Here is a 12550-nt window from a genome sequence, read left to right as displayed (position 1 = left end):
TACGTCTCCCAACAACTTCCCTGCCTAAGATGCTAGCCCTGCTGCGACGCACCCTCAACCGCGTCGTGGCAGCGGCAGCACAGGCCGTCCTCGCCAAGCTCACGCCAGTTCCAGCACCTGGGGCAACGCTCGCCCTCGGCGTGGGCGACGTCTGCGGAGAACTCGTCCCCAACCGCAACCGTCACAGCAGAGCACACGAGGGGCTCGGCGAGGTCGATGCCCGTGGAGGTGAGCTCCTCGAGCGCCTCGGCCGGCATGGTGAGCGCCGCGCGCGCTGCCTGCGAGGTCTTCTCGGGAATGACGCCCTCGGAGGCCGCCTCCTCGTAGGCCTTGGTGAAGGCACTTCTCGCCTCGACAAGGGCCTTGTGGGCCTTGAGCAGCGGCTCATACTCGGCAGCCGTCATGGGCGCCTGGTACCAGTCGAGCAGTGCCGCGTGCTCCTGGTTGTCCCGCATGGAGGCGGGCAGGTGCGGCATGGCCTCGTCGGTGGTGTAGACCAGGATGGGCTGGAAGTCGTGGATGAGCATCGACAGGATGTAGGCCCAGGTGGTCTGCGCAGAGCGGCGCTCGGGCGAGTTGGTGGCACCGCAGTAGACGCGGTCCTTAGTCGCGTTGAGGTAGCCGTTTGAAAGCTCGGTCACGTAGTCGTAGAGCGTGCGGAAGACCACGTTGAAGCGGTAGCCCTCGTAGGCGCGCGCCACGGTGTCGTGAACCTCGCACATGTGCGCCAGCGTGATGCGGTCGTAGGCGGTGAGTTCCGCCACGGGGACGCCCTGAGTGGCGGGGTCAAACTGGTCCTCGATCTCGCCGAGGAGGAAGCGGAAAGTGTTGCGGATCTTGCGGTAGGCGTCGCCCACGTGGTCGAGGATCGTGTCGTCGCAGGGGACGTCGGTCGAGGTGTCGACGGAGGCGACCCACAGGCGCAGCACGTCGGCGCCACGGGTGTCGCACTCCTTGTTGGGGTCGATCACGTTACCGAGCGACTTGGACATCTTGCGACCCTGGCCGTCAAGCGTGAAGCCCTGGGAGACGATCGACTTGTACGGCGCCACGTCGTAGGCGCCCACCGAGGTCATGAGCGAGCTCATGAACCAGCCGCGGTGCTGGTCGGAGCCCTCGAGGTACATGTCGGCGGGGAACTTGAGGTAGCCGCGGTGCTTGCACACGGCGGTGTGCGAGACGCCGGAGTCCCACCACACGTCGAGGATGTCGGTGTTCGCCTTGAGGTTGTGGCCGCCGCACTTTGGGCACACGCAGGCGTCGCCCAGGTAGCTCGCCGGGTCCTCGGTGAACCAGGCGTCGGAGCCCTTCTCGCGGAAGAGTTCGATGACCTTGTCGAGCGTGGCGTCGTTCATGACCGTCTCGCCGCAGTCCTGGCAGGTGTACGCAGGGATGGGCACGCCCCAGTTGCGCTGGCGAGAGATGCACCAGTCCGGCCTGCCCTCGACCATCGAGGTGATGCGGTTGCGGGAGTGCGCGGGGTAGAAGTTGACCTTCTCGAGCTCGCGCAGGGCGTCCTTGCGCAGGCCGGTCTTGTCCATCGAGACGAACCACTGGCTCGTGGCGCGGAAGATGACGGGCTGCTTGCAGCGCCAGCAGTGCGGGTAGCTGTGGTTGATGTCCTCGTGGAGGATGAGCGTGCCGCGCTCGTCGAGCCACTCGATGATCTTGGGGTTGGCGTCGTTCACGTTCATGCCGGACCACGGGCCGCCGGTCCCCATGCCGTCGCCCTTGTAGAAGTTGCCGTCGTCGTCGACGGGCATGACCACGGGGATGTTGAAGCGCATGCCGGCGTTGTAGTCGTCCACGCCGTGGCCGGGAGCCGTGTGGACGATGCCGGTGCCGTCCTCGAGCGTGACGTAGTCGGCGTAGATGAACTCGCCCTCGACGCCCTGGTCGCCGAAGATGGGCTGCTTGTACTTGTTGTGGCAGAGCTCCTCGCCCGTCATGCGCCAGACCTCGCCGTCGGCGCGGCGCGCGAGCTCGTAGGACTCGTAGCCAAACTTGGCGCAGTCCTTCTCGACAAGTGCCTCGGCCATGAGCTCGGCGCGGCCATCGACAACCACGGCCACGTAGTCTGCCTCGGGGTGCAGAATCACCGCGTCGTCGGCGGGCAGCGTCCAGGGGGTAGTGGTCCAGATATCAACCCAGAGGTTGCCCTCGTAGGCCTCGAGGCCAGCGGGGACGGTGGTCATCTCGAAGCGCACGAAGATGGCCGGCGAGACCTCGTCGCCGTACTCGATCTCGGCCTCGGCGAGGGCCGTGTGGCAGTGGGTGCACCAGTGCACGGGCTTGCGCCCGCGGTAGATGGCGCCCTTATCGAAGATGGCTTTGAAGATCTCGACGTCGGTGGCGTCGTAGTCGTGGACGTAGGTGAGGTAGGGGTTGTCCCACTCGCCCAGCACGCCCAGGCGCTTGAAGCCCTGGCGCTGGGTGTCTACCTGCTCGACGGCCATCTTGCGGCAGAGCTCGCGAATCTTGACCGTGGGGAGCTGGTTGAACTTCTCGGTGCCCAGCGTCTCCTCGACCTTGTGCTCGATGGGCTGGCCGTGGCAGTCCCAGCCAGGCACATACGGCGTCTGGTAGCCGCGCATGGCCCAGTAGCGGTTGATGATGTCCTTGCTGATCTTGTTCTGCGCGTGGCCCAGGTGGATGGGGCCGTTGGCGTACGGGGGGCCATCGTGCAGCACGAACTTCTCGTGGCCCTCGTTCTTCTTGAGGAGCTGCTCGTAGAGCTTGTCCTCATCCCACTGCGCGAGGCGCTTGGGCTCGTTCTGGGCGAGCGAAGCCCTCATGGGGAACCCCGTCTTTGGGAGGTTCATCGTCTTCTTGTACTCGTTTGCCACCTGGACACCCTCCATCTCGCGGGCACAAAAGAGCGCCCGTCCCTCCTGCTGGGACGAAGCGCTCGTTTCACACTTCGCTTGTGACCACCCAGCGAGCGGATCTTCCGCCAAACTCGGCTGGCCTGTGTCGGCGGCCACTCCGTCGGCGCCTACTTGCGGGCGAGAAGCCCCCGCTTTGGGGCCGCAGCTCCGGGGTGATCTTGCGACGGACGCCAAGGCGGGCTCCCACCATCCCCGCTCGCTTCCCATGGCGCTGTCCGAGGCTACCTGTCCCCTTCACAGCCTTCGGGGCTGCATGATAGCACGTTCGCCAGCCCCTTTCGAGCGCTGGCGGATTTCCCCGAGAAGAGCACGGTGCCGCACGGACGACCACGTCCGTGCGGCACCAAAGCCTGATCTTGTCACGGGGCGGTGCCCCCGGGCTTCTCGCCTGTCGTACGCCCTGTGCTACTGCACGCCCTGGGACGAGAACTGCGGGGCGAAGCCGTCGTCGCGCTTGAGCATCTTCATGAACTCCTCGCCCGTAATGGTCTCCTTCTTCTGGAGGTAGTGGGCGATCTCGTGCAGCTTGAAGCGGTTGGCCTTGAGAGTCTCCATCGCCTGGGTGTGGCCCTCCTCGACAAGCGCCTGCACCTCGGCGTCGACCTCCTGTGCCGTCCCCTCGGAGCAGGTGAGCTCGGCGCCACCGCCGAGGTAGCGGCTGCGCTGCTGGCCCAGGGCGACCATGCCAAACTTGTCGGACATGCCGTACTGGGTGACCATGGCGCGCGCGATCTGCGTGGCCTTCTCGATGTCGTTGGAGGCACCGGTGGTCATCTCGCCAAAGATGAGCTCCTCGGCAGCACGGCCACCACACAGCACGGCGATCTTGTCCTTGGCCTCCTTGCGCGTGGTGAGGAAGTGCTGGTCCTCCTCGACCTGCATGGTGAAGCCCAGGGCGCCCGAGGTACGCGGCACGATGGTGATCTTCTGGACGGGCGCGGAGCCGCTCTGCATGGCGGCGACGATGGCGTGACCGGTCTCGTGGTAGGCCACGACCTCCTTCTCGTGCTCGGAGAGGACCGTGGACTTCTTCTTCTCGCCGGCGATGACCACGTCGACGGACTCCTCCAGGTCCTCCTGCGAGACGCGGTTGCGGCCGAAGCGCACGGCCCGAAGCGCCGCCTCGTTGATGATGTTCGCGAGGTCTGCGCCGGAGGCACCGGGCGTGGAGCGGGCGATCACGCTGAGGTCGATGTCGCGGTCCATCTTCACGTCGTTGGCGTGGATCTTGAGGATGGCCTCGCGGCCGGCGAGGTCGGGCAGCTCGACGGGGATGCGACGGTCAAAGCGGCCGGGGCGGAGCAGTGCGGGGTCGAGCGTCTCGGGGCGGTTGGTCGCGGCGAGAACCACGATGCCCTTGTGGTTGTCGAAGCCGTCCATCTCGGAGAGGAGCTGGTTCAGGGTCTGCTCGCGCTCGTCGTTGGAGTTGAGCGACATGTCGCGCTTCTTGCCCACGGCGTCGATCTCGTCAATGAAGACGATGCAGGGGGCTTTCTCCTTGGCCTGCTTGAAGAGGTCGCGCACCTTGGCGGCACCGCGGCCCACGAACATCTCGACGAACTCGGAGCCGGAGATCTGGAAGAAGGGCACGCCTGCCTCGCCGGCGACGGCCTTGGCGAGCAGCGTCTTGCCCGTGCCCGGAGGGCCTACGAGCAACGCGCCGCGGGGGCACTTGGCGCCAATCTCGTTGTACTTGCCGGGGTTCTTGAGGAAGTGGACGATCTCCTGGAGCGACTCCTTGGCCTCGTCCTGGCCGGCGACGTCCTTGAAGGTGACGCCGGTGTCCTCGCCCTTGACCTCCTTGGCGTTGGAACGGCCAAGGCCGCCGCCCATGCCAAAGCCTCCGCCGAAGTTCATCGATGGGCCATCGTCGCCCATCTGCTTCTTCATCTGGCGGTTTGCCCACCAGCCGATGAGGAACAGACCAACAAGCGGCAGGCCGTAGGCAATGAGCATGTAGATCCACAGGTCACCCGACGTGTCTGGGATCGACGCCGTCATGTCCACGCCGTGGTCCTTGAGCGTGGTCGCAAGGGAGTCGTCGTTCGGCCAGGCGGTGGTCTTGTAGATCTTCTGGGAGTCTCCCGTGCCCTCGGTGTACTTGATTGTGTTGTTGCTGGTGTCGATCTCGGCGGAGACGACCTTGTTGTTGTCGACGTCCTCGAGGAACTGAGAGTAGCTGGTCTCGGTCACCTGAGAGCTCACCAGGTTGGGGTAGAGCGTCTGGCTCACCGCGAGGTACACCACGATCGCGATGAGCACGTAGATCAGCATCGATCTGCGTCTCTTGTTGTCATCCATGTCCATCTGTGGACCCTTTCGTCCGATTCCGTGCATGAGCCTGCCCCTAGCGTACCCATTTGCCACGTCTCCATAAATAATGTGCGGCACCTTTCACGGGTGCCGCACGGGCATGGCTGGTACGAGAAGGATTGCCCGGCGCCCCTCGAGGGGCCGGGCTGGACCGGGGCTATCCCCTCTCGGGAAGCATGCCGGTGCGGTATGCGTCGAGAAGCGCCCGCAGGTCTGCTACCTGTCCGCGAATCTGGACACCCGTGTCCGTGTCGCCAATGGTCTTTGGCCTGGGGTAGATCTCAAAGCGGTCGTCGTCACTCATGATGTCGGCATTGAGGTCGAGCACGTCGGCGATGGTGCCAAAGGGCCGGTGCGCCTTGATGCGCATGCCCCGGGGGTCCGAGATGAGGGTGTAGCCCGCGATGCCCGTGGTCTTGTGGTAGGCCTGGCAGAAGCCACCGTCGATAACCACGAGAAGGCCGCCCGCCTTGATGGGGCTCTCGCCGTCCGCAGCGTGCACGGGGGTGTGGCCGTTGATGATGTGGCCATGAACCGGGTCTGCTCCAAACTCCGTGAGGATGCGCCGTGCCACCTCGGGCTTCTCGGTGAGCCTGAAGTATGGGTCACGCGGTTCCTCCCAGGTGGAGCGGTCGGTGAGGTAGGTGCGCTCGAAGGTCTTCACCACGCGTCCCGAGAGCGGCGAGTAGCGCCCGCACCAGAGGTACCACATCCAGTCGAGGGAAACCTGGTCGTGCTCATGCCAGGCCTGGCGAGCAAGGCGATCGGCGTAGTCGTAGTACTCGCGTCCGGCGAGGAGACGGTCCTGGTGGCGCACGGCGCAGAAGGTGCCGTCCTCGTTCATGGGGACGCAGGCATGGAAGATCGCGTTGCCGTTGCGCACCAGGTAGGCTGACCCGTGATCGTAGAGGAAGCCAATGTGGGCGCGCAGCTTGTCCGAGGAGCGCACGGCGTCCATGAGGCCGTCCATCACGCGCTTCTCGTCTGCCGAGAGCTCATAGGGGTGGGCCGGATCGAGCGTGGGGAAGTCTCGCGTGCGCATCTCGTACGTGGTGCCGTTGAGCTCGAGCACGCCCCGGGACGCGTCCACATGCCCCAGCAGCAGCCTGTCTTCCATGTGCCAGTTGGGGTGGCGCATGATGACCTGGCCCTCGAGCTTGAAGAGGATGACCGAGATGGCCTTCTCCATGGGCGTCATGCCATCGTCCTGCGTGTAGATAGCCTCCGAGAAGAGCGCCAGCTCACGCAGGCTCACGCCATACGCGCTCTCGAGGATCGAAAGGCTCTCGTAGTGGATGTTGTTGCGAATCACGGCGGCCAAGCACGCCGCCGAGCCCGAGGCCGCGCCCATCCAGACGATGTCGTGGTTGCCCCACTCGACGTCGATGGAGTGGTAGCCCATCAGTCGGTCGCAGATCTTGTCGGCATGTGGCCCGCGGTCGAAGATGTCACCCACCAGATGCATGTGGTCCACAGCCAGGCGCTTGATAAGCGCCGCAAGCGAGCAGATGAAGTCGTCGGCCGATCCGGTGTCGATGATCGTTTCGATGATGCGCTGGTGGTAGGCAAGGCGCGCCTCCCGCTCGTCAGGCGAGATGTGCAGGAGCTCGTCGATGATGTAGGCGTAGGCCACAGGCATGGCCTTGCGCACCTTGGAGCGGGTGTAGGAGCCGGAGAGGCGGCGGGCGAGACGCACGAGGCGCATGAGCGTGATGGCGTACCACTCGCTGGTGGTCAGGCCCTCCTCGCGCAGCCGACGAAGCTTCTCGGCAGGGTAATAGACGAGCGTGCAGAGGTCGGCCTGCTCGCTTGCCGTGAGCTCGAGGTTGAAGACCTCCTCCACGCGTTCGCGGATGACGCCGGAGCAGTTGTTGAGGATGTGCTCGAAGGCCTCGTACTCGCCGTGGACGTCCGAGACAAAGTGCTCGGTGCCCTTGGGCAGGTTAAGAATGGCCTCGAGGTTGATTATCTCGGTGAACGCGGTTTGGGTGGTTGGGAACTTCTCGGAGAGAAGCTCAAGATACTTTAGTTGGGCGGCGTCTGTCTCCTGCATGTAGTTGTCTCCCTCAGACGGTTGTATTGCTTTAGTCTGCACTGGCGCTGCGGGAGAAATGCTGTGATTTCGGCGAGACGCCCGGGAGCTACTTGGGGTGGGAGGAGCTTGGGGTAAAGGAGCCCGAAGCCTGGGCAGGAGCTTGGGGCAAAGGAGACCGAAGCGCCTGGTCAGGTGGGTCCCGGGTGCCGACAGAGCGCTTTGTGACTGAAATTATTGAACGTTTTTCCTGGGAAAAATCTAAGCAACTGGGCAAACAATACGTTTGTCAGGAAAAACGCGCAATAATTTCTCGGCGTTTTCTTCTCGGCGCCTTCCCTACCGCCGGCGCGAGAAGAGCTCCCAAAACGCAACCGCCGAGGAAGCGGCAACGTTGAGAGAATCGACGCCGTTCGACATGGGAATGATAACGGAGCGCCCCACGGCATCCAACGTTGCCCTCGTAAGCCCGTAGCCCTCGCACCCAAAGAAGAGCGCGACCTTCTTGGCAGACGCCAATAACGGGTCGTCTATGGGCACGGCTCCCTCCTCAAGTGCCATGGAGAGACACTCAAAGCCCCGGTCGCGAAGGTCGGCCACAATCCCCATCGGCCAGGCGCCCGCATCGACGCGCGCCCACGGGACCTGGAAGACCGTCCCCATGGAGACGCGCACGGCACGCCTGCCAAGGGGATCCGCGCAGCGTGGCGAGAGGAGCACGGCGTCTGCACCCAAAGCCGCAGCAGAGCGAAAGACCGCGCCCACGTTGGTCACGTCGACAAGGTCCTCCAAGACGGCAACGTGTCGGGCGCCGAGAAGTACCTGCTCAACGGTGCGCGGCTTGGGCCGGCGCATGGCACAGAGCAGTCCCCTGTTCACGTTGAAGCCGGTGAGTTGCTCCATCTGGTCGTGCGGCAGGACGTAGGCCACGCACCCCGCGCGCTCGATAAGGTCCGCGCAAGACTCCAGCCTGGCGTCATCGACAAGAAACGAGAGGGGCTCAAGGCCTGCGTCCAGGGCAACCTCCACAACCAGCCGCGATTCGGCAATGAGCACGGCGTTCTCGGGCTCGAGCTTGCTTCTAAGCTGGCGGTCCGTTAGCCGGACGTAGGCGTCAAGCCGCTGATCTTCCGCACTATCGACGCGCACCACCTGCATGCCCACGAAGATCGACCCCTCCCTCTGCTTCTGGCTTGCCGCGCCTCGGCCGCACGTCGCGTTTTCCTTTGGAGCTTTTTCTCGTGGACGCTCCCGCAGCCGGGCCGGTTGGCCACCCTGGGTTACTATAGTCAAACATGACACGCATACCGAGGCGGCCCGCCGCCCAATATCGAGGAGAAGACAGCCATTACTATGGAACAACCCAAGCGGGGCGGACACTTCGCTCAAACGCCCGAGAAGAAGCGTCACAGCCGTGGCCCCGTCATTGCGCTTTTCGTCATTCTCGCCGTGCTTCTCGCCACCTACTTTGGCGGCGTTGCGTACTTTAACTTCTTCTTCATGCCATCGACCACCGTCGATGGCCAAGACGTCTCGCTCATGAGCGTGGCCGACGTTGCCAGCGCTCTCTCTTCCAGCAAGACCGCAGGGTGGAAGGCGAGCGTCTCTGGCGACGGCATCTCCTTCGACCTCACAGCCGCCGGCGTATCTCTCGCCTATGACGGAGAGAGCGCGGCGCGCGCCGCCATAGCACAGCAGCACCCCTGGGCGTGGCCCGTTGAGCTTGCTCAGCAGAAGGCGCAGAGCCTCTCGACCGGAGACGTCTCCACTTACACCAGCCTTGACGCAAACGCCGTCTCGACCGCCCTTGCCAACGCAGTGAGCGCGGTCACCGCAGGAGACGACGGGTCCAACAGCACGGGCATCACCTACGATGCCGAGAGCAAGACGTATGTGGCATCTGACACGGCGCAGGCATGTCGCATCGACCAGGCAAGCGCCGCGCAGTTCGTCGAGGGGAAGATCCGCTCGCTGGCAACCTCCATCGAGCTAGGCGACGAGTCGCTCCAAGGCGGCGAGTCCGTCGACGCTGCGGTGAACACGGCCAACGCCATGCTGGGCGCAACCGTCACGCTCACGCTTGGCGGAACCGAGGTCACCACCGTTAACGCGGACCTCATCTCCCAGTGGATCACCATTGGAGACGACCTCTCGGTCACGCTTAACCAGGACGCCATCACAACCTGGGCAAAGGGCGACCTCTCTGAGAAGACCGATTCCGTGGGCACGGCGCGCACCTACACGCGGCCGGACGGCGTCGAGGAGTCCGTGGTTGCGGGCGGCGTCTATGGCTGGTCCATCAACGGCGATGAGGCGGCGCAGGACATCTACAACAACATCACCGCCGGCTCCCCCACCACGCTTGAGCTGCCCTGCTACCAGACGGCCGACACGTATAACCCCGGCGGGCAGGACTGGCCCACGCGCTTCATCGACGTCGATATCTCTGACCAGCACGCGATCTTCTTCGACTCTGACGGCTCCGTTATTTGGGAGGCCGACGTCGTGACCGGTCAGCCGAGCCTCTCGCACGACACCACGCAGGGAACGTGGACCATTACCAACAAGGAGAGCCCCTCCACCCTCATTGGCCCCAACGACGAGTCCGGTAACCCGGCGTGGGTCAGCCACGTGGACTTCTGGATGGGCGTCGTGGGCAACCTCATGGGGTTCCACAATGCACCGTGGCGCTCTGCCTTTGGCGGCGACATCTACCTCACGAACGGCAGTCACGGCTGCATCAACCTTTCGTACGAGAAGGCCGAGCAGCTCTACTCGCTGTGCAACGTAGGCGACGTGGTTATCATCCACGAATAGCAGGGCGTTTGGCGAAGCAGGTGCGAACGGCGGGCCCCTCGGGTGTCGATTTGGCGCCCGAGGGGCCATATTTGGCAGCGGCCCCGTACGAAACCCCTGCTCAGGCGCCGCTCTCTCCCCCTCCCTGCGGAGATTAGCTCCTTTTCTTAAACGCAGCCGACGTTTCCGCAGTTGTCACAATGTCGTTTTGAGAAAAGGAGCTAATCTCCGGAGGGCTAGAACGGTTGTCGTGCGGGAGCGAGGGACTGGCCGCCTACGAAGAACGAGAAAAGCTACCGTGCGGGAGACGAAACCACGAGAGCCACTGACACCAAGAAGGAAGCCGATGCGCTACCGCCCGTGGCGCCAGAACCCCACGTCCACCGGGAAGATCGACCGCTTGCGCAACTTGCACAATCGACGCCCCTCTCGCCCCCGCAAAATGAGTCCGCCTGATGGTGGATGTTCGGGGAACTGGGAGGGGCGTCGGACTCCATGCGTCTTGAAGACACGGGAATCTACCCATATGTAAGCGACTATCTTGACAGCTGCCGCCTCATGGACATTGAAGGCGGCGTCAACTTTTGCCCCGCCTACGATGACACTTACCCCATCTGGTATGTGGTCTCGGGCGTAGTAGACATCTGCGCAACGTCCCAAGCTGGTCGAACTTTTGTGGTAGACACCAACGTGGAGGACGAGTTCGCAGGCCACCTAAGCAACTACTGGGGCCAGAACTTCTACTGCGCCTGCATAACGCGGGTGCCCTCAACACTTCTTCGCATCTCGCCAAAGCTCTTCCACGAGACCCTCATCCGCTGCCCAGAGTTCCGCGCCTTCTTCTACTTCAAGACAAGCGTGAGGCTCTACGAGATGTTCAAGCAAAAGCTTGCGGGCGACTTCTTCTCGGACAGGCAGATCTTTGCGGACTACCTCGTACAGAACGCGAATGACGGCATATGCAGGCTCGAAAGCGCCAGCGATGCGGCGCGAAGGCTCCAAATGAGCCGGAGAAACTTCTACAACGTCCTACACAGCCTGGAACGTGAAGGCCTGGTGACCCACCCAACCCCCGATGAGGTGGTGCTCCTGAACGTGGAGTCACTTCAGCGCATTGCAGAGCCAGTGAGAAGGTTCATGAACAACGAGATGTAGGCCCCTGCGCCCACATGGAAGGAAGCTGCTGTGACCACAAAGAAACGTAGGCGACCAACGCTCTCTCAAGCGCAGGTGCATCTCTGCGACTACCGCTCGCTCTCCCCCACTCCGGAGGATGAAAAAGCAGCCGAGAAGGACTCCGCAGATGTACCAGCAGATCTTCGCGAGCAGATGCACACGCACCTTCTCGCCGAAGCCCTCGTTCGTCAGATTGCCGAGAAAAGCGAAGTATCGCTCCCCACTGCCCTGGTGGAGGACCGCGCATCATCCATGGCCATGGCGCTCGAGGCGCGACTAGCCGCGGACTCCCACTCGCTTGAGGACTACTATGCGGCCATAGGCACAAGCGAGGCCGGGCTCATGGGCGATATGCGCGCCGAGGCGCGTCGTCAGCTCACCTCACGGGCCATTCTCCTTGCCATAGCGCGGCAGGAGGGCCTCACGGCAAGCGAAGATGACCTCAAAAACGAGGTAAAGCGCCTAACGACGAGATATCCCCTTACGGAGGACCAGATACGCCATCTGCTCACCACCTCCGGCGACGAGGTTGCTCTGCGAGAAGACATCGCAATCGAGCACGCGGCGGAGTTTGTCGAGACGCTCGTTTCCCAGGGATAGTCTCTTAGGGCCGCACCTCCTAGCTACGCCGCAAGCAACACAGCAATCGGGCCGCTGCCTTGAGACAGCGGCCCGATTTAGTAGCGAGAAGGCCTAGGAGACGCGATTGTCCCTACTCGCCCTCGACCTTGCCCGGGAGCAGCAGCGCCGAGATGGTCGACACCACGTACGCCCCGATGCCAAAGTAGAGCGCGGGCACGTAGGACTGGAAGGTGTCGAAGAGGAAGGCGCCCATGAAGGTGCCGAACGACGGGCCGATGCCCATGATGATGAGCGTGGCAAGTCCCCAGATCTTGCCGAGGGACGCGCCACCGAAGACGGTGCCCGCGTAGCCCGCGGCGCCTCCAGGCTCGATGCCCCAGTACACGGCGAGCAGGACCATGCCCACGATGACGACGGGCAGGTTGCCGGAGAGGGCAAGCAACACGCCAGCAATGCCAAAGAGCGGAGAGATCACGAGCATCATTCGGCGTGCCGGGCGCTCGACACCCATGCGCTTGACCAGCGCGTCGGATGCCTTGCCGGTGAGCGGCATGGTGAAGATACCCGCGAGGCCAATGACCATGTAAATCACGTTGGCGAGGGGCATCCCCAGTAGCGACGGCTGCGTCCAGCCGAGGTCTACGGTGAAGTAGCGCACGATCTGCGACCAGATGAGGAACTCTCCCATCACGGCAAACATGAAGGCGAAGATGTCGCACCAGAGGGCGCGAGTCTTAAACGCCTCGCCAACGGTCCAGACGTG

8 protein-coding genes are annotated in these 12550 nt (G+C 63.6%); 3 read left to right on the top strand and 5 right to left on the bottom strand.

The window, feature by feature from the left end; all coding sequences use genetic code 11:
- Positions 1-32 precede the first annotated feature (32 nt).
- The 4 genes from ileS to BT122_RS09030 all read right to left on the bottom strand — a co-directional run bounded on the left by ileS (position 33) and on the right by BT122_RS09030 (position 8391).
- Positions 33-2846 (bottom strand): isoleucine--tRNA ligase, encoded by a 2814-nt coding sequence (gene ileS / locus BT122_RS09045; protein ID WP_072355675.1) that lies wholly within the window; start codon positions 2844-2846, stop codon positions 33-35.
- Positions 2847-3293: 447 nt separating this feature from the next.
- Entirely contained in the window at positions 3294-5195 is a 1902-nt protein-coding gene (gene ftsH, locus BT122_RS09040; RefSeq protein ID WP_072355609.1) for an ATP-dependent zinc metalloprotease FtsH, read from the bottom strand.
- A gap of 163 nt (positions 5196-5358) precedes the next feature.
- Positions 5359-7254, bottom strand: a complete 1896-nt coding sequence (locus BT122_RS09035) for a fructose-1,6-bisphosphatase (RefSeq protein ID WP_072355608.1) — start codon at positions 7252-7254, stop codon at positions 5359-5361.
- A gap of 318 nt (positions 7255-7572) precedes the next feature.
- On the bottom strand, positions 7573-8391 hold the full coding sequence (locus BT122_RS09030; RefSeq protein ID WP_072355674.1) for a TrmH family RNA methyltransferase: 819 nt from the start codon (positions 8389-8391) through the stop codon (positions 7573-7575).
- 195 nt (positions 8392-8586) lie between these two features.
- Between BT122_RS09030 and BT122_RS09025 the strand changes: the two genes are divergently transcribed.
- From BT122_RS09025 to BT122_RS09015, 3 genes are all read left to right on the top strand, one after another.
- Complete coding sequence (locus BT122_RS09025) at positions 8587-10050, top strand: L,D-transpeptidase family protein (protein WP_072355607.1); 1464 nt, start codon at positions 8587-8589, stop codon at positions 10048-10050.
- Positions 10051-10524: 474 nt separating this feature from the next.
- Complete coding sequence (locus tag BT122_RS09020; protein WP_072355606.1) at positions 10525-11184, top strand: Crp/Fnr family transcriptional regulator; 660 nt, start codon at positions 10525-10527, stop codon at positions 11182-11184.
- Positions 11185-11214: 30 nt separating this feature from the next.
- On the top strand, positions 11215-11805 hold the full coding sequence (locus tag BT122_RS09015; RefSeq protein ID WP_072355605.1) for a trigger factor: 591 nt from the start codon (positions 11215-11217) through the stop codon (positions 11803-11805).
- Positions 11806-11917: 112 nt separating this feature from the next.
- Here the strand turns inward: BT122_RS09015 and BT122_RS11010 are convergent.
- Positions 11918-12550, bottom strand: a 633-nt coding sequence (locus BT122_RS11010) for an MFS transporter (protein ID WP_502685899.1), incomplete at its 5' end; no start/stop codon positions are given.

It is taken from the genome of Olsenella sp. kh2p3, from assembly GCA_900119625.1.
Classification (GTDB): Bacteria; Actinomycetota; Coriobacteriia; order Coriobacteriales; family Atopobiaceae; genus Tractidigestivibacter.
This window is presented reverse-complemented; position numbering and strand designations above follow the sequence as displayed.